Origin of the sequence: Proteiniphilum acetatigenes DSM 18083 (genome assembly GCF_000380985.1) — a bacterium.
In the GTDB taxonomy this organism is placed as follows: Bacteria; Bacteroidota; Bacteroidia; order Bacteroidales; family Dysgonomonadaceae; genus Proteiniphilum; species Proteiniphilum acetatigenes.
In genome coordinates, this window is sequence record NZ_KB905697.1 from 194,251 (window position 1) to 213,851 (window position 19,601).

The window sequence follows — 19,601 nt, forward strand, 5'->3', positions numbered from 1 at the left end:
AAATTAGTCACATATTCTTTCTTATCCATACGGCAATCTTTCATTTCTTCTCACGATGGTCGTATGGAATTCGTATGCTCATTCTCTTATGTGCATATTATTCTATATGCCCGTTCCTTCCTTTGATGCAAGACGGTAAGGGCCTATATGCACAATCCTTACCTCCCCAGTCTCCCCAACTGCCCGACAGCACCCTTACTCCCAATATTATTCCCGCCCATTTAAAGGATCCACCCTCTGTACGAACAGAAGTCCGGTACGATCATCATACTAACCTCTATATTATTGAACGGATGATCGGCGATATGGTTGTCGGCATACCCATTGTCATGACACCGAAGGAGTATATGGAGTATCGTCTGAAGCAGATGCAAAACAGTCATTTCAGGGATCGTAATGCTTCAGGCGATAGCAGTCCACCACCCGTCCGCCCCACTCCACTCTCCCGACAGCGGGCGAGGAATAATCAGGGTGCTACCATTTTCGGTCCCGGAGGGGTACGGTTGACCACACAAGGGTCTATAGAAATTTCTGCCGGATTAAAAAGGGATGTAACCAATAACCCCACTCTGCCGCAACGGGCACGTGTACGCAATCGGTTCGATTTCGATCAGCAGATTCAACTCAATATGAACGCGAAGGTAGGCGATAAGATTGATTTCAATATCAACTACGACAGCGACGCCACTTTTGACATGGATGCCAGACAGATAAAACTGGCATACCGGGGCGATGAAGATGAGATCATCCGGAATATCGAAGCAGGGAATGTGAGCATGACCACCACCAATTCACTTATCAACGGCGGGGCGGCACTGTTCGGTATAAAAGCGGATCTGCAGTTCGGCAAACTACATATCAATACTCTTTTTTCCCAGCAACAATCGGAAACACAGACGGTGAACAGCCGCGGAGGGGTACAAACTACGCCGTTCGAATTCAATGCCGACCAATATGATGAGAACAGGCACTTCTTCCTGGGTTACTATTTCCGTGAGTCATACGACCACGCATTGGGCAAGTTACCCTACGTCCAGTCACCGGTCTCGATCACGCGGATGGAGGTATGGGTCACTAATAAACAGGGCAATTACGACCAGGTAAGAAACCTGGTCGCATTTGCCGACCTGGGGGAGTACAATACCATACATAACCCTTTCTGGACACCGCAGGGGGGTGAAGAGTACCCGTATAACCGTGCCAACTCCATGTACGAGCAACTTGTTACTACTTATGCCGGCGCAAGAGATATTACCGCTACCGACAATACTTTACCTGACAACATAGTTCGTGGTATCGATTATGAGAAACTCGAAAATGCACGTCTTCTCAATCCGTCGGAATACACATTCCAGACGCAGTTAGGGTATATCTCGCTTCAAATGCCGTTGCAGGCGGACGAAGTACTGGCGGTCGCTTTTGAATACACCCGCAACGGACAGGTATACCAGGTAGGAGAATTTTCCGATGATGTGGGGGGAGGTGCGCTCTTCATGAAACTGCTGAAACCGGTTTCTCTCTCCCCCCGATCTTACACCTGGGACCTGATGATGAAAAATATCTATTCCGTAGGTTACAGCGCTTACGATTTACAGAAAGAACATTTCAAACTGCAGATCACCTACCAGAGCGATACTACCGGCATCTATCTGAACTATCTTCCCAACAGCGGGATCGAGGAAAAATTACTGTTACAGGTGATGAACCTCGACAGGCTCAATTCACGCAATGATCCCTATCCCGACGGGATCTTCGACTTTCTGGACGGCTACACCATTGACAGCGGAAACGGACGTATTATCTTCCCCGTGGTGGAGCCATTTGGTTCGCACCTCCGGGAAAGAATCGGTAACGATGTCGTGGCTGACCGCTTTGTCTATCAGGAGTTATATGACTCCACACTCACCACTGCCCGCCAGGTGCCGGAAAAGAACAAATTCCGCATGAGTGGTGAGTACAGAGGTTCATCGGGGGCGGAGATCAACCTGAACGCAATGAATGTCCCGCGGGGATCGGTCAGGGTAACTGCCGGCGGCATTACCCTGACCGAGGGGGTGGATTATACTGTGGATTATCTCTCCGGCGTAGTACGTATTATCAACCGGTCAATCATCGATGCCGGCACCTCTGTGAGCGTCACACTCGAAAACCGGATGGCATCACAGATGCAACGCAAAACACTGATGGGGGTGAATCTACTTTACAATTTCTCAAAGAATTTCTCCGCCGGTGCCACGCTGATGCACTATTATGAAAAACCGCTTATCATGAAAACCGTTTTTGGCGATGAGTCGGCAAAAAACACCCTGTGGGGACTCAACATGGATTATAAAAAAGAATCCATCGCCCTGACCAACCTGCTCAACCTGCTGCCGTTCGTAGAAGCTACCGCTCCCTCCCAACTCTCGGCCAGGCTGGAATTTGCCCATCTGATCGCGGGACATTACAAAAACAAATACACGGGCGGTTATTCCTATCTCGACGATTTCGAGTCCTCCGCTTCAGGGATCGACCTCCGCAACCCTTACGGCTGGTCGCTTGCCGCCACACCTTATAACAACACCTCTACCGGGTTATTTCCCGAAGCGATTCTTTCCAACAATATCGAATACGGCAAAAACCGGGCGCAACTGGCGTGGTTCTATATCGACGGTATGTTCACCTACAGAAACTCGGGACTCACCCCCTCCCATATCAGGAACGACGCCGAACAGCTTTCCGACCACCGCGTGCGCGAGATCTATGAACGGGAGATATTCCCCGGCAGGGATGCCTATTTCGGGCAACCCGCCACCATCCCGGTACTCAATCTCTCCTACTATCCTAACGAGCGGGGGCCATATAACCTCGACACCAACGTAGACAGTGAGGGCAGGCTGCTCAATCCACAGGACCGCTGGGGTGGCATTACCCGCCGGATGGATGTCCGCGATTTTGAAGCAGCCAATATCGAATACATAGAGCTCTGGCTGATGGATCCTTTCGTGAATGATACGTTGGGTACCTCACAAGGGGGCGACCTCTATTTTAACCTGGGGGAAATATCGGAAGATGTGTTGAAAGACGGCAAGAAATTCTTTGAGAACGGACTGCCGGTCGATGGGGATACCACAGCCGTAGGTTATTCGGTATGGGGAAAGTACCCCAGGCGCCAGTCTACCGTCTATGCTTTCGACAATTCCCGGGGCGACGAATCCCGCCGGCTACAGGATGTGGGGCTGAACGGGTTGAGCAGCGAAGAAGAAAAATCATATCCCGCTTACAGGGATTATCTGGAAACATTGCGTCCCCGCCTGTCGGGTGAAACCCTTTCGCGGATGCAGGAAGATGCCCATTCGCCACTCAATGATCCGTCCGGGGACAGTTTCCGCCATTATCGGGGAACAGAACAGGACAGGCAACAGTTGAGTATCCTCGACCGGTATAAGTACTTCAACGGCACAGAAGGAAATTCACTCTCTCCGGAAGATGGGAATCCCTATTCCACAGCCTCACGGGCTACTCCCGATATCGAGGATATCGACAATGACAACACCCTCAATGAGAATGAGTCCTATTACCAGTACAAAATCTCCCTCCGCCCCGAAGCGTTGGAGGTGGGTACCAATTTCATCGCGGACAAACGGGAAACGAGCGTACGGTTACGAAACGGAACGGACGGGAAAGTCACCTGGTATCAATTTAAAATCCCTATCCGGGAATACCAGGTAAAAACAGGCAATATAGAGGGGTTCAATAATATCCGTTTTATGCGGATGTTCCTTACCGGTTTCGAAGAGCCGCAGTTCCTGCGCTTTGCCACACTGGAACTGAAACGAAGCGAATGGAGGAACTACCGGAATGATCTCGCCTCCGGTGGAGCGGTTACCGGATCCGGCAACCTCGATATCTCAACGGTCAATATCGAGGAGAACGGCCGCCGCACGCCGGTCAACTATGTCCTTCCGCCGGGTGTTACCCGTATTCTCGATCCGGGACAACCCCAACTACGGCAGGAAAATGAACAGTCGCTCTCTCTGAAAGTGACTGATCTCGATCCGGATGACAGCCGCGCAGTCTATAAGGGCAGCATGTACGACCTGCGTCGATACAAACGCCTGCAGATGTTTGTCCACGCGGAACGGTTGCCTGAAGATCCGGGAACCCTACAGGATGGCGACCTCTCTATCTTCCTGCGACTGGGATCGGATTACAGGAATAATTACTATGAATACGAGATCCCTCTACGACTCACCCCCGAGGGGCAATACAGTTCCAATAACCTGCCGGATCAGGAGAAGGTATGGCCGGGAGAGAATATGCTCGATTTCCCGCTCACGCTGCTTACCAACCTGAAATTAGCACGTAATGCAGACAAACAACACGATGACGGAGTATCCTTTTTTATACCTTACACACGTCCCGATCCTGAAAAGCAGGAAAACAGGATCACCATCACCGGCAATCCGTCACTGGCCGAAGTAAAAGTGCTGATGATCGGCATCAGAAATAACACCGACAGTCACAGGTCAGCAGAAATATGGGTCAACGAACTACGTCTGAGCGAATTCGACGAGAAAGGAGGCTGGGCAGCACAAGGAAATGTGCAACTGGCGCTGTCCGACATCGGGACAGTCAGTTTCTCCGGCCGGAAAGAGACGGCCGGCTTTGGAGCACTTAGCCAAAGCCTATTGGAACGACGCGACGATGATTTCACATCGGTACAACTGGCATTGAATCTGGAGATGGGACGCTTTCTGCCCAAACAGTTCAAGCTGTCGGCACCTCTCTATTTCTCCTACTCCAACCAGCTCACGGCACCCCTCTACGATCCGTTCAACCAGGATATACTACTCTCAGAATCCCTTCAACATTCCGCCACACCGTTCCTGCGCGACTCGATACGGAGAATCGCTACCACCGGCATCAAAGATGTAAGCTTCAGCCTCAGCAACGTGAAGATGGATATCAAAAGTAAACATCCGATGCCTTATGACCCGGCCAATTTCAGTTTCACCTACGCCCGCAACGAAAACCAACGCCGAAGCCCCGATACCGAATATGCTACTCTGAGAGATTTCAGGATCCAGGCCAATTATGACTACACACCACAGACCAAGACCTGGGAACCATTCAGGAACAGCAACTCCAATTCCGGTTGGACAAAACCGCTCCGGGCAATGAACCTCAATTACCTGCCCAATAATATCCGGCTTAGCTCCGATCTCGTGCGCCATTATGAAGAGGTGCAGTTACGCGACCTGAACGCCTATGCTGAGGGGATCACACAAGCAGAGCAAAAATACTTGTCATTTAGCCGTAATTTTTTCTGGAATCGGGATATCTCTATTACCTGGGATCTGACGCGCAACCTGAGAACCGCTTTCCGGTCGGGTACCGTCGCCGAGATCGAGGAACCCTATCTGCAGGTGAACAAAGAGCTTAACAGGAGCGATTACTCGATATGGAAAGACTCAGTGATGCAGAGCATCCGCGAACTGGGAAAACCGTTGAACTATGCACAGACGGCCGATGTGACCTACACCCTGCCGTTCGCTCATATTCCACTGCTCGACTGGATTAGCTCCAGTGCTGCCTATCACTCCCGCTACCGCTGGGAACGAGGCGCAATAATAGAGGACGAGAGGATTGGCAATTTTTTGCAGAACGACCTTTCGTTCACACTCAACAATCGTTTCAACATGATATCGCTCTACAATAAAATTCCCTTTTTACGGGAGATCAACAACCGTTTTGCCGGTGAATGGCATCCTCAAAAGGACAACAGGCAAGGCAACGAGGGAAACATACGCCAGGCCGGCACTCCTCCCGGAGCATGGAACAGCACCGGGCAGGATATTGCCCGGTATGCTGCACAGACGCTGATGATGCTCCGGAGTGTCAGCATCAATTGGGGATACCGGTCGCGTAGCGATATCCCCGGCTTTGAGGGAATGATCGGCGACTTTTTCGGGCAGGCTCATATGCCGGGAAGGCTACAACCCGGATGGAAATTTGCTTTCGGTTTTGAGGGTGGCGAGCGGTTCGTCGAGAAGTTGAAAACCAATAACCTTCTTGTGCTGAACGAAAACAACATCACCCCGGCGATCTATAATGAAACAAGGAATCTGCGGCTCGATGCCTCCTTAGAGCCGCTTCCGGGGCTAAGGATAGACCTGAATGCCTTGTATGAAAAAAATCATCGGACAGAAATCCAATATATGTTCGACGATATGCCCAAAAAGAGGGGAGGCAGTTTCGCCATGACCATACAGACCCTTTCTTCGGCTTTTGAAACATCCAAAGCGGACAACAACTACCGTTCACCTGCGTTCGAAAAGTTCCTCGGGAACCGACAGATCATCGCGGAACGCACAAGGCAACAATACGCAGGCACAAACTACCCGACAGGAGGATTTCTTACCGGGAGCGACTACGAGGGTGAACCCTTCGACAGCAGCACGGGCGACGTGGATATCAACTCGGCCGATGTACTTATCCCCGCTTTCCTGGCCGCTTATACAGGTAAAGACCCGGGATCGGTGGGACTCACTCCTTTTCCGGATATCTCCGCACTATTACCCAACTGGCTTGTCTCGTATAACCTGATAAGACTGCTGCCTCAACTGGGTGAACATATGCAGTCGCTCACCCTCACCCATCAATACCTTTCCCAGTACAGGATCGGATCGTTCGAATCCTTTATGAGCTGGGTACCTCTCTCCGATGGAAGCGATCTGGGGTATATACGTGACGCGGTATCCGGCTCTCCTGTTCCCTCCTCTCCATTCAACATATCTTCTGCGAGTATTCAGGAGAGTTTCAATCCATTGATCGAAGCCCGGGGAGTATGGGATAACAACATAAGCCTCCATTTCAGGATTAACAGAAGCAGAGCGCTCAACCTCAACATTGCTTCCTATCAGATTGTGGAGACGAGTGACCGCGATATTGTGACCGGTCTGGGATACCGTATCCAGCACTTCAACCGCATCATTGGTCTTGGGGCAAATTCTACGCAAAGAGAGCGCCGGAGACCCTCCGCAGGTAAAACGACCGGCGATACACAACCGGACGACAGGACGGCCGCGTTCAGTAACGATCTCAATATCCGCCTCGATATTTCACGGAAAATCACCCATGCGATGATCAGAAGAATTGAAGAAGGGTTTACACAGGCCACAAGCGGCATCAGGACAACCACTATCAGCTTTTCAGCCGACTATTCATTAAGCAGGTTGGTCACCCTGCGTGCTTTTTTTGACAAGATGGTTCACCGGCCGCTTGTTTCATCAGGTTCCTACCCCACTTCAACCACAAGTGCAGGAATAAGCCTCCGATTCAATATGGATCAAAATTGATTTGATGATTCATTGATCGAAAGAGATTGACAAGAGATTGGGGATGGGGAGATTGATGGAAGATGGAATCTTGAATTGCAAATCGACGAAGTCAAATCCGAATTGCAAATCAGCGTAAGCTAAATTTTAAATCTCGAACGTGCTAAACAAATCCTAAAATGAAAACCTGATCGGAGACATTCTATTAATTTATGTTGTAAAAGGCACCTCCTTACGATTTTTTTTAATTTTAAGGACAAGTGTTAAACAAAAAAGAGGTTTATTTGTTAAATTAAAATGAAGAGAGACGATCTTTGAAATAAGATTATCACTAAAACGGAGGTAAGTAAAAGAAGTGTATGAAAAAATCGACTATCTGGTTGCTTGCTATTGTGATGTTCACTGCGTTTTTTGTATTGTTATTCCTGCAGGTTAGGTATATGAGTACCAGTCTGGATATTCGTACTCAGCAATTCGACGAACAGGTAAACAGAAGCCTGTATAACGTGATGAAAGACCTGGAAAAGGATCAGACGCGAAGATACCTGGAACAGGATATGATTGAATCGGAAAACAGGTATTCACAATACAACAGACCGCAAATCTCACAAAGTATCACGAGTGAAAGCAGTAGTACAACGATTACCAGCCCCGATGGAAGTGAAACAAGAATCGAACTGAGCAGGGCACAGCAGTCGGTACGCCCGCAACAACAGCGGGAGAGTGTGTTTTTATCCCCTAACCAGGGTTCCAGCACCATCTCCAGAACACAGTACGACTTGCAGCAATCTTTGTCGAAACGCTATCTGCATGAACGTCAATTGCTGGATGAAGTTGTGCTCGACATAATGACCCGGGCAAGTGATGAACCGATTGAGAAAAGGGTAGATTTCAACAAAGTGGAGCAATACATCCGGTATGAATTGGCTTACAATGGGTTGAATGTACCTTTCAGTTTTCAGATTGTAGATTTCAACAATAAAGTGGTCTACTCCTCACCGGGGTTCTCCACAAAGCAGAAAGACGCGATCTACAATCAGATTCTGTTTCCCAAAGACCCACCGGCAAAATTAAACAGGCTAAGGGTTTATTTCCCGACGAGAAGTAATTATGTGTACGGCGAACTTTCTTTCTTTATTCCGTCGCTTATATTCACGATTATCCTGCTGATAACGTTTATATTTACGGTGGTATCACTCTTCAGGCAAAAGCGTTTGTCTGAAATGAAAAACGATTTTATTAACAATATGACGCATGAGCTTAAAACACCCGTCTCTACCATCTCGCTGGCATCACAGATGCTCAAGGATGAATCGATACTGAAATCACCCGAAGTGTTCAAACATGTCACCGGTGTGATCCACGACGAAACCAAAAGATTGAGTTTTCAGGTAGAAAAGGTGCTGCAGATGTCACTTTTCGACAAGCAGAAGGCCACTCTGAAAATGAAAGAGATCGATGCAAACGATCTGGTGGTGAGTGTGGCCAATACGCATGTGTTGAAAGTAGAAAAACTGGAAGGGACCCTTGATATCGACCTTCAGGCAGAGGAATCTACTATTAAAGTGGACGAGATGCATTTCACCAATGTGATTTTCAACATTCTCGACAATGCGCTGAAATATAAGAAGAAGGATGTTCCGCCGGAGTTAATGATCCGAACAAGAAACGAAGGAAATAAGATCATTATCAGTATTGAGGATAATGGAATCGGAATGAGAAAGGAGGATGCGAAGAAAGTATTTGACCGGTTTTACCGTGTGCCTACCGGCAACCGTCACGATGTAAAAGGATTCGGCCTGGGACTGGCATACGTAAAAAAAATCGTGACTGACATGGACGGTACCATTCGTGCCGATAGTGAATTAGGAAAAGGAACAAAATTTATAATAAGTTTACCCGTAATAACACAAAAATGATATGGAAGAGAAGTTAAAAATTTTTTTATGCGAAGATGATGAGAATCTTGGCATGTTGCTGAGAGAATATCTCCAGGCAAAAGGGTTTGACACCGATCTGTTTCCCGACGGGGAAGCCGGTTTCAAAGGATTTGTAAAGACGAAGTATGATCTTTGCATCGTGGATGTGATGATGCCTAAAAAAGACGGAATTACGCTTGTAAAAGAAATAAGAACCATCAATACAGAAATCCCCGTGATCTTCCTGACTGCAAAAAATATGAAGGAAGATGTGTTGGAAGGGTTCAAAGCAGGTGCCGATGATTACATCACCAAACCATTCAGTATGGAAGAGTTGGTACTTCGTATTGAAGCGATCATCCGCCGTGTGAAAGGCAAGAAGAGCAAAGAACAACAAGTCTATAGCTTTGGCACAATGACATTCGATACCCAAAAGCAAATTCTTTCTATTGGTGATACCCAGACAAAACTGACCACCAAAGAATCTGAGTTGCTTTCGCTCCTCTGCGCGCATGCAAATGATATCCTGGAACGGAATCATGCCCTGAAACAAATATGGGAAGAGGATACCTATTTCAATGCACGCAGTATGGATGTGTATATCACTAAGTTGCGTAAATTGCTAAAACCTGAGCCTAATATCGAGATTATCAATATCCACGGTAAAGGTTACAAATTGATTGTTCCTACCGATGAAAATGAAAATAGTGAACAATAAATACGATTTCTGATCTTACAAAAGCCGCTTCCGTAAGGAGCGGCTTTTTCATTCAAAAAACCAGACTATTTCAAATCTTATTGCACTTTTTCTCGTAACAGAACCGTAACATTCAATTTATTGACTACTTTTGTAATAAGGTATGGATAAAATAAAGATAGGTTCAAAATGAAAAGCAACAAATTTAGAATGGTCAAATCCCTCAGGTTGATTTCAACTGATCGCCAGAGAACAAATATCCTTCGTGAATGGGAACAGAAGACGATTGCTTATCTGGTACAAAAAATACCCTCCTGGATATCTTCCGACGGACTCACAGCTATCGGTTTTTTCGGTAATACGATGGTAGCTGCAAGTTTTGTGATGGGAGCCTTCCTGAACCGTTATTGGCTGTTACTATCCCTTCTCGGCTTCTTTGTCAACTGGGTAGGCGACTCACTTGACGGACGGTTAGCCTACTACCGCAACAAACCCCGCAAATGGTACGGCTTCTCACTCGATGTAACGGTAGATTGGATCGGTACTTTCCTTATCGGATTCGGTTATACTATTTATGCTCCCGGATGGTGGAAATATGCAGGCTTTTTCTTCGTCATTCTGTACGGATGGGAGATGATTACCGCCCAACTACGGTATAAGATAGGCAATAAGTACTCTATCGATTCAGGGATTTTTGGCCCCACAGAGGTGCGATTGGTATTAGGTACCATTATCACTGTCGAAGTATTTATCCCCGGGTCTATACAATATCTCGCCACTGTCGCCTGCATCGTACTTCTGGTATCCAATCTTATAGAAGCACGCAAACTTTTAAGGTTAGCCGACGAGCGCGACAAAGCCGACCGTCGTATGAAAGAGGAAGAATACAAAAAGAAACGGATAGAGAATGCCTAAATGATATCCTCTAACTTTCACCACGCAAAGAGACCAAAATATGGCGAAAATCCCTACCTTTGTGTCTAAAAAAGAATGACACATTCAATGACGGGATACGGCAAAGCCGTGGCAGAACTCCCGAACAAGAAAATAACAGTTGAGATAAAGTCATTAAACAGCAAGCAATTTGACTTGTTTACACGTCTTCCCTCGGCCTATCGCGAAAAAGAAATTGCTCTGCGAAATTCATTAGCCCGCCGTCTTGTGCGTGGCAAAGTGGATCTCTCCATGAATGTGGAGGTGATTGCCAAAGATGTGACATCGAAGATCGATCATAATGTACTGAGCCAGTATCACCGGGAAATCTCGGGTCTGGCGGCCGAATTGAATATCCCCCGACCACAGGAATGGTTTTCGGTACTGTTGCGCCTCCCGGATGTAATGAGACAGGAACAGGAGGAGTTGAGCGACGAGGAGTGGAACGTTATTGAACAGGCCGTCGACCAGGCGGTGGACGATACCATTGCTTTCCGCAGGCAGGAAGGGGAAATGTTAGCACAGGTATTGGCAACGAAGATCAGCAATATCCGCTCCCTGCTGGAAGCCGTGGAACCTTTTGAGGAAGAACGGGTAGAAAAGGTCAAAAGCCGTATCCGTGAAGGATTAAACGGGCTGGAAGGGATCGAGTACGATAAAAATCGGTTTGAACAGGAAATGATCTACTATATCGAGAAACTGGACTTGAATGAAGAAAAAAACCGACTGGCACATCATCTCGATTATTTCATCACCACGCTGAAAGAGGAAGAGCCTCAGGGAAAAAAACTCGGATTTATCGCGCAGGAGATTGGCCGTGAGATCAATACTCTCGGCTCAAAGTCCAACCAATCGGGAATGCAACGGATCGTGGTACAAATGAAAGATGAACTGGAGCAAATGAAAGAACAAATTTTAAATGTACTATAATTACCGGTAAGGCTTTGAATGCCGATAACGGAAAACGGAATGACGATGGCCAAACTGATCATTTTCTCAGCACCTTCAGGTGCAGGAAAATCAACATTAATAAGATTCTTACTGGAACAGGAACTGAACATCCGGTTCTCTATCTCAGCAACCAGCCGTAAACCACGCGGGGAAGAAAAAAACGGTGTTGAATATTATTTCCTCACGCCCGAAGAATTTCGCAGACGTATTGCTAACAACGAGTTCCTCGAATACGAAGAGGTGTACAAAGATAAATTCTACGGCACACTGAAAAGTGAAGTAGACCGCATTCTCGCCGAGGGGATGAATGTTGTTTTTGATGTGGATTGTATTGGCGGATTAAACATTAAAAAGATATACGGCGACCAAGCCCTGAGTATTTTTGTGATGCCACCATCGGTAGAAGTACTGCGTGAACGGCTTGAAAAACGAGGAACCGACACTCCGGCAGTAATCGAACACCGCCTCGCAAAAGCAGAATATGAAATGAGCTTTGCTCCGCAATTCGACGTGACGGTCTATAACGGCGATTACAATCAGGCGAAAGCGGAAGTATTGAAACTGGTTACCGATTTTATTGATAATTGATAATTGATAATTGATAATTGACAATGGACAATGGACAATGGACAATTCAAAAATGTGGCAGTTTGTTGCTAATTGAAAATTAAATATTTACAGCTTCACATAATAATTAATTAACATTCAACTAATTATAAAATCACAATCAATAATTGTCAACTGTCAATTATCAATTAAAAAAAGTTCTATGATTAATAAACTACTTCTTTTTAGTGCCCTCCTTTTCCTGACCCTGACCCTCTTCGGTCAAACAGTGCAGAAAGAGACACGTCTCTATGCTGAAAAGACGGGGCAAGAACTGAGGATGGATATTTATAAAAGCGACTCCACGACCCTGCAACCACAACCCTGTCTTCTGTTTGTTTTCGGTGGCGGATTCAAAAATGGAGAAAGGGCTGCAGAACTCTATCATCCCTTTTTCAATTATTTCGTTAAAAAGGGATTCACCGTCGTTTCCATTGATTACCGCCTGGGAATGAAAGATCAGAAGGCGCCGGGGGTATTCAATACCAAGCCGCTACGAAACGCTATTGCCATGGCGGTCGATGATCTCTATTCGGCCACTAACTATCTGCTCGAAAATGCAAGAGAGTTACATATTGACCCGTCACTTATCATTATCAGCGGATCAAGCGCAGGCGCCATCACCGTATTACAGGCCGACTATGAGAACAGGGATAACCATCCCTCTGCTGATGTGTTGCCGGACGATTTTCGCTATGCAGGTGTTATCTCCTTCGCCGGTGCTATTTTTAGTACCGAAGGAGTACCGTCCTACACCCAACCGCCTGCTCCGACCCTTTTCTTCCATGGCACTGCCGATAGGTTGGTACCCTATGACAAGACACGGTTTTTCAATCTCGGTATGTTTGGTTCAAAACCATTGGCGAAGAAATTCAGGAGCGAACGGTATCCTTACATGTTCTACAGTATCGAAGATATCGGACACGAAGTGTCGGAATATCCCATGCAGGAGTTTCTGCCGGAGATCGACCGGTTTATCTCCGACTATGTATTCAACGGCAAACAGTGGATGACTGATATCCACTTCAAAGATATGCTCCGGAAGTCGGACACTTCTACCACACCGGGTAATTACTATAATTAATTACTAATTACTTTACAAATTACCAATTACTAATCAGGAACTTCCAACCATAGCTACAAATAATTAACAATCAGCACATTAATACAACAATCAATTAGTCATTAGTAATTGATGATTGGTAATTCACATTATATAAATATATGCGGAAATATATAGAGAAATACCTGCTCCCCATCGCGATGGTGCTGGGGATTGCGTTTCACACGCAATTATCGGTACTTTCCCCCTCTATTCCCTATCTGTTGGCAATGATGCTCTTCATTACATATAGCCGGGTGAGATGGAGCGATATCAGGCCTACCAAATTTCATTATATCCTGCTCTCTATCCAATATGTAGGGAGTGCGCTTATCTACCTTGCACTCCGTCCGTTCAACGAGACACTTGCACAGGCGGCCATGATCTGTATGCTAACAGCAACGGCAACCTCTGCACCCGTCGTAGCAGGAATGTTGGGAGGCAGCATCGCAGTGACCGCAGCTTATGCCATTATCAGTAACCTCACTGTGGCTCTTATCGCCCCACTGTTTCTCTCTCTGGTAGGGAAAAGCAGTGAATCCATTCCATTGGCTGCTTCTTTCTGGCATATCTTCCGTAGTGTCATACCTATACTGATTTTACCGTTCCTGGTGGCATTGTTGCTGAGAAAAACGGCACCCCAAATACACAAAAAAATCCAATCGGCACAGATCGTCTCTTTCTACCTATGGGCAGTTGCCCTCACTATCGTAATAGGCAATATTACTTATTACGTGCGGATGCAAGGCGATGATCATTATCGCCTTGAGATAATTATAGGTGTCGTTTCATTGATAATCTGCCTCCTGCAATTCTATTTCGGACGAAAAATCGGTCGACGTTTCGGACAGACCGTAGCCGGAGGACAGGGACTGGGACAGAAAAATACTGTACTCGCCATCTGGCTTACGCAAACTTATCTGAACCCGCTTGCCACACTCGGCCCCGGAATGTATGTGCTCTGGCAGAATCTCGTCAATTCCTGGCAGATATGGAGGGAAAAACGGAGAAATTGATGTGTTGCTGTAATAATTCGATGATGTACGGATTTATAAAGTGGAAAGGTGGGAAGGTGGGAAGCTAAAAGTAAATATTAGAAACAAGAGTCAAGGACCAAGACTTTTAAATTTCTTCACTTCCCCCTTCTAACTTCTCAGTTCTCAGTTCTTAGTTCTCAGTTCTAATTTCTATCTTCCAATTAGTTTTTAGTTTATAAAATTTTGTATCTTTACCAACCATAACAAATGGGTAAATAACAAACTCTCAACTCAATTTATCATGCAAAAATTCATCACTATTGTAATTCTGGTAATATTCGCTTTTCCTCTTCCTATGAGTGCACAAGAGGAAGAAAAAGGAGGTGAATTCGCCATAGATATCAATCTCCGCCCCCGGTTCGAATATCGCAATGGATATTCTTATCCTCGTTTGGAAACCGACAAACCGTCAGCCTTTATCTCCAATCGGGCACGTATAGGCGTCAATTTCGATAACGGATTCCTTTCCGCCAGGGTAGCCGCGCAGGATGTCTCTATTTGGGGACAAAAGCGTCAGAACGATAACGACGGTGCACGCACTACCATGCATGAAGCATGGGCACAAATGAGACATAACGGGTTCTTCGCTAAAATAGGACGCCAATCGCTCAGTTATGATGACGGGCGCATCTTGTCTGAATCGAGTTGGACACCCACCGGTATCTGGCATGATGCAGTGAAATTAGGTTACGAAAATCCGATGAATACTGTGCATCTGATTTTAGCTTATAATCAGTCACGCGAGAAAACCAACGAAGGTACTTTTTACGAAGAAGTGGGACAGCCTTATCAGAATATGCAAACGCTCTGGTACCAGTACCGCAATCCGGTGGGATTCACCGCATCAGCACTTTTTATCAATCTCGGTTTTGAAACAGGGGATCCTACTCCGGAGGAAGGGCCCGTAATCAGTAAGAAAGCTTATATGCAGACCATGGGTACCAATATCGGTTACAAAAATGATAGATGGAATATAATGGGTACATTCTATTACCAAACGGGTACCAACAGCAATGACGAAAAGGTAAATGCCTATATGCTGGCATTAAGGGGACGTTACGCGTTCAATCCAGGCCTCTCTCTATACGGAGGAACGGAGTTCCACCCCGGTCAGGATCCCGACCCCGACTCGGAGAAGATAACCCGGATGGATCTGTTGTACCGCTCCAACCACTCGTTCATGGGCTCAATGGATTACTTCAGGGGATACGACTATTACGGTGTATGGGATAAATATATCGGCCTGAACTGGAATCCCTGGAAGAAACTGGGGTTAGACCTGAGGTACCACCACTTCTCTTCTGAGCAACCGATTGATGTAGCCGGAACAAATAAAAAGGTATTAGGTTCGGAAATAGATTTCACTTTCACCTACCCCATCCGCAAGAATATCATGCTCGAAGGAGGTTATTCATTTATGCTAGCCACCGACGCCATGCCTATCGCGAAAGAGCGCCCCGGCAATCCCGATTCGTGGCAGGATTGGGCCTATGTGAGCCTTACCATCAATCCCACCATTTTTAAAGGCAGATTTTAAAAAGTACAATTAAATATCCATTACTACACGAAATAAGATTTCCCGTGGGCGAATAGCTATTTGTGACGAATAGAGGGACAACGGATGATATACTGTATAACGGTAATCACGGTGATTCAATAAGTTATTCAGTTGAAGTTGTAATGTCATTCGGTGGAGTTTATAAGTAGCTATCAAGTCTGCAAAAAGGAGATTTACAGAATGCTCTGAGGTTATTTCATTACGGAAATACTCAACCGAAACAGACAGATCAAACCGCTGCCGCATATAATAAAAAGATCCCTTGTGGCTCATATTCCACAAGCCATTTAATGACATGTTATCTCCGAAAGAAGACCATTGCCGCCGCAGTTCTCCGTTATATGTTACTTCTATCTGTTGGGAAGGAGATACACTGAAAGAGGGTTTTACTATCAGCGTCCGGAATGAAAAAGGCAACAGTTTACTTTCACAAATTTGCGCAGACTGATTGTACCAATAGGATACTTCAGCCGACACCTTAGTACTTATATCGAAAAATCCTTTCGAGATGACCGTATTTATGCCGTACGAAGATTCATGATGCGGTATATAACGGCGAGTCCACCGGAATATATTATCCGTGAAGCTTTGCTCTAAAGTATGATTTACCCGGCTAGCCGATGCCACCAGATCAGCAGTTACGAAAAACTCCTGCAATGTGTTTTTATATTCCGTCCTCAATGAGTAAAGTTGCTTCTCGGTAACCGGTATACCGGTTTCATTCCCGAATATCGTACGATAATCAGTAAAATAGGGTTGCCGGTAAAATGCAGTGATATCATTGAGCTCTTTACCGTATCGCGCCGACAAACGGGCATTCCATGCGTAATTTATTTTATAGTCTGTCCTGAAAGTAAACCCGGGAAGATACAACATCTCTCTATCCCCGGGGAATAACACGGCCTGTAGAGGCGTGGAGAGCCTGAATGTAAGAGATCTGAACAGATATTCATAGGCAGGCGTTACCCACAGGCGATGATGATTCCTCAGATTGTTCAAATCTACTGATGCTCCGGCAGTATAGTGTTGACCGATCTTAGTCCGGCGGATGATCCATCCCGATTCTGCACGTGCATAAAAACCGTCCAACCTTACGGGCTGGTTATACTCATTAAAATCCAGTTGCTGGTAACGTCTCCAATAACCCATCACCGCTTTCAACTGCCATATATCCTTATTGGCCAACGTGCGGGTAATACTAAGATTATCCTGCAGACTAAGCGATTCATCCTTTTGATGTTGTGTAACACTATAACTACCGGCTATACCGGTATTGATCCGGTTCTTTTCAAAGTTGAAATCCAACTTATTCCGTAAATAGTGGGCTACCGTATTGTCTTCGTAATCGGCAGACAGATTCAATTTCCTTCCTTTCAGATGGCTTTTTTTATTTTCTTCCACCGTCACTGTGTCATCCGGATTAAAATAAGATGTAACGGAATTTGTCTCCTGCGTAATGTGATCCTGCGTATAAAAAGCATTTACCTTCAATCGCGCATCTTCGTCTAACCGATACAATCGGTTGGCTGTGGCAAGTGCAGCATCATTAAAAAGCCACCGGTTTTCCTTCAAAGGTGCTGAGATGATAGCGGGTTGCAACAAACGATAATCGGGCAATCCAGACATATCATCCATTCCCTTGTCCGCTTCTTTGGTGATGCCATTGCCGGTATTGGATAATTTCAACGCGTAAAGGGATTGGCTTTTACGTGCGATTTGCAATGCATTCGCTTCCGCCTCGTACAAGAGATCATCGTTCGAAAAACCGGCCGACACTTTGGGTTTAAAAGTCCATTTATCTTTAAAATTATCCTTGAGTTTGATATTGATATCGGCAATATCGGTCGGTATTTTTCCCGCCAACGATTTTATGCGCTGATGGTTATCCAGCACCTCTACCTCTTTTACCGATTGTGCGGAAAGATTCCGGCTTACACTTTTGTAGCGGTTATCCATCAAATCCAATCCTTCCACAAACATTGTTCCGATTTCCTTCCCTCTATACTGGATCTTTCCGTCGTCATCCACCTGAATACCGGGCAGACGTTTCATCAGATCTTCTACTGTTTTATCATTTTCACGCAAAAACTTCGATGCGTCATAACGCACAGTATCGCTCCGCCCCCATATCCTGCCCGGACGAATGGTGACCTCTTTTAGCCGGATAGGTGAAGGGATCAATCTCACATCAAAGGCCGTTGTACGCCCAATTCTCTCCAAATAAGACGCATAGCCCATCATGGCAACCGAGAGCGTAAGTGTATCAGGAGAAGCAGCAAGAGGGATGGAGAACTCTCCTTTTTCGTTACTAATGGTAAACGCTACCGTTCGCTCTCCCCTTAGCACAACCACATTGGCGGCATCCAGCAATTCCCCGGTCATGCTATCGCTTATCGTACCGGAAAGCTTGTGCTGGGCGTTTCCCTGAAAGGGGCAGAGAAGTGTCGCTACGCAGAAAAAAAAGCAGAATAATTGTTGATATATGAGATTTGATGATTTCATAATTTCATAATTTGATGATTAATAATCATCTGCTAATCAACATATCAATAAATCTACAAATCAATTTAGTTCTATCGGATTATGGGGATTGCTCATTTTTCTTATATCATTACCCATATTGTCTTTTACGGTAAGTTTCACATTGGGGGCATTTACTTTTATATACCCTTGCGGGTCGGCATTAAAACGCTCATGCAACCTGTTCAACTCTTTTCGGGATACTTTCTTACGCGAAGTCTCCGGCATCTCAATCAGAGAGGCAGTCCGACTTTGTTCAATCCCTGTAGCTATGAACCGGTAATGCTTTTGTGTGTCTTCCGCTTTCAGGATAATCCCCGGCAATCCGTGCAGTTTCCATGGTCCGTCGCTACGCGGGATCTCAGGGGCGAACCATGCTTCGTATTCACGTCCGTAAAGATGGGCAGTAGCCTTCTGGCAGGAATAACCACAAACTATAACCGTATCAGGATGGATAGTCCAGTCTATCTTCGGCATCGGTTCTTCTACGACGAAGTTATCCATTGCTATCCGGTCGAGCAATGTAAGTTGTCCCCTGGGATAGTGCTTATAGATCCGGTGAGAAATCACTCCAAAACCATACTGCTGCAAATGTTCGCTCATGATTAGTTGTGATGCACCTGCCTGCACATCCGCACGCAGTACGGAATCAGCAATAAAAGAAGTATAAGAGTAAAACTCCGAGACAGTTTCTCCCACACGCAGCATCATTGTCTCTTTGGTAAGGTTGTCAGGATAACTTGTATCTTCCACGATCGAGACGTCATACTGTACAGTAAAAACAAGGGAATCGACCGGAATCAGTTTACTGTATGCGTTGAGATCGGGAATTGTGACACGCTGGGCGGAGGCTGTCATTCCCAGTAAAAACAAAGTGGCAAGAAATAGTATTTTCCTCATAAAGCATCTTTTTTATTCGTTATACTTTCGGCAAAAGTAAGGGTTCATCGGTATCCATT

The 19,601-nt window shown here is 46.0% G+C and carries 11 protein-coding genes; 9 read left to right on the forward strand and 2 right to left on the reverse strand.

Annotation, left to right across the window (positions count from 1 at the left end; genetic code table 11):
* The first annotated feature begins 74 nt into the window (after positions 1-74).
* The 9 genes from sov to F597_RS0111210 all read left to right on the forward strand — a co-directional run bounded on the left by sov (position 75) and on the right by F597_RS0111210 (position 16,101).
* Positions 75-7,340, forward strand: a complete 7,266-nt coding sequence (sov, locus tag F597_RS0111170; RefSeq protein WP_169337977.1) for a T9SS outer membrane translocon Sov/SprA — start codon at positions 75-77, stop codon at positions 7,338-7,340.
* A 338-nt stretch (positions 7,341-7,678) separates the two neighbouring features.
* Positions 7,679-9,238: a sensor histidine kinase gene (locus F597_RS0111175; protein WP_019539829.1), complete on the forward strand. Its 1,560-nt coding sequence runs from the start codon at positions 7,679-7,681 to the stop codon at positions 9,236-9,238.
* Position 9,239: 1 nt separating this feature from the next.
* Entirely contained in the window at positions 9,240-9,956 is a 717-nt protein-coding gene (gene rprY, locus F597_RS0111180) for a response regulator transcription factor RprY (RefSeq protein ID WP_019539830.1), read from the forward strand.
* 168 nt (positions 9,957-10,124) lie between these two features.
* A complete protein-coding gene (locus F597_RS20650) occupies positions 10,125-10,850 on the forward strand; it encodes a CDP-alcohol phosphatidyltransferase family protein (protein WP_245542027.1) in 726 nt (241 codons plus the stop codon).
* Between the two features lie 75 nt (positions 10,851-10,925).
* Positions 10,926-11,798 carry a YicC/YloC family endoribonuclease gene (locus tag F597_RS0111190; protein ID WP_139224089.1) on the forward strand — a complete coding sequence of 291 codons (873 nt, stop codon included), beginning with the start codon at positions 10,926-10,928 and terminating at the stop codon, positions 11,796-11,798.
* Positions 11,799-11,843: 45 nt separating this feature from the next.
* On the forward strand, positions 11,844-12,407 hold the full coding sequence (gmk, locus tag F597_RS0111195; RefSeq protein ID WP_026327368.1) for a guanylate kinase: 564 nt from the start codon (positions 11,844-11,846) through the stop codon (positions 12,405-12,407).
* 181 nt (positions 12,408-12,588) lie between these two features.
* The gene (locus F597_RS20655; RefSeq protein ID WP_019539834.1) at positions 12,589-13,509 is read left to right on the forward strand and encodes an alpha/beta hydrolase; all 921 of its coding nucleotides are present in this window, start codon (positions 12,589-12,591) and stop codon (positions 13,507-13,509) included.
* 140 nt (positions 13,510-13,649) lie between these two features.
* Entirely contained in the window at positions 13,650-14,543 is an 894-nt protein-coding gene (locus tag F597_RS0111205) for a bile acid:sodium symporter family protein (RefSeq protein WP_019539835.1), read from the forward strand.
* Between the two features lie 262 nt (positions 14,544-14,805).
* Positions 14,806-16,101 carry an alginate export family protein gene (locus F597_RS0111210; protein WP_019539836.1) on the forward strand — a complete coding sequence of 432 codons (1,296 nt, stop codon included), beginning with the start codon at positions 14,806-14,808 and terminating at the stop codon, positions 16,099-16,101.
* A gap of 9 nt (positions 16,102-16,110) precedes the next feature.
* Here F597_RS0111210 and F597_RS0111215 read toward each other — a convergent pair whose 3' ends face one another.
* Both F597_RS0111215 and F597_RS0111220 read right to left on the reverse strand, forming a co-directional pair.
* Positions 16,111-18,624: a peptidase associated/transthyretin-like domain-containing protein gene (locus F597_RS0111215; RefSeq protein ID WP_081624367.1), complete on the reverse strand. Its 2,514-nt coding sequence runs from the start codon at positions 18,622-18,624 to the stop codon at positions 16,111-16,113.
* Positions 18,625-18,684: 60 nt separating this feature from the next.
* Complete coding sequence (locus F597_RS0111220) at positions 18,685-19,542, reverse strand: GLPGLI family protein (protein ID WP_019539838.1); 858 nt, start codon at positions 19,540-19,542, stop codon at positions 18,685-18,687.
* Between the last annotated feature and the right edge of the window lie 59 nt (positions 19,543-19,601).

Excerpts from the sequence above, each read along its gene's own strand:
- F597_RS0111190 (WP_139224089.1), top strand. The coding sequence starts at position 10,926 with ATGACACATTCAATGACGGGATACGGCAAAGCCGTGGCAGAACTCCCG.
- F597_RS0111205 (WP_019539835.1), top strand. The coding sequence starts at position 13,650 with ATGCGGAAATATATAGAGAAATACCTGCTCCCCATCGCGATGGTGCTG.
- F597_RS0111215 (WP_081624367.1), bottom strand. The coding sequence starts at position 18,624 with ATGAAATCATCAAATCTCATATATCAACAATTATTCTGCTTTTTTTTC.
- gmk (WP_026327368.1), top strand. The coding sequence starts at position 11,844 with ATGGCCAAACTGATCATTTTCTCAGCACCTTCAGGTGCAGGAAAATCA.
- F597_RS20655 (WP_019539834.1), top strand. The coding sequence starts at position 12,589 with ATGATTAATAAACTACTTCTTTTTAGTGCCCTCCTTTTCCTGACCCTG.
- sov (WP_169337977.1), top strand. The coding sequence starts at position 75 with ATGCTCATTCTCTTATGTGCATATTATTCTATATGCCCGTTCCTTCCT.
- F597_RS20650 (WP_245542027.1), top strand. The coding sequence starts at position 10,125 with ATGAAAAGCAACAAATTTAGAATGGTCAAATCCCTCAGGTTGATTTCA.
- F597_RS0111175 (WP_019539829.1), top strand. The coding sequence starts at position 7,679 with ATGAAAAAATCGACTATCTGGTTGCTTGCTATTGTGATGTTCACTGCG.
- rprY (WP_019539830.1), top strand. The coding sequence starts at position 9,240 with ATGGAAGAGAAGTTAAAAATTTTTTTATGCGAAGATGATGAGAATCTT.
- F597_RS0111210 (WP_019539836.1), top strand. The coding sequence starts at position 14,806 with ATGCAAAAATTCATCACTATTGTAATTCTGGTAATATTCGCTTTTCCT.
- F597_RS0111220 (WP_019539838.1), bottom strand. The coding sequence starts at position 19,542 with ATGAGGAAAATACTATTTCTTGCCACTTTGTTTTTACTGGGAATGACA.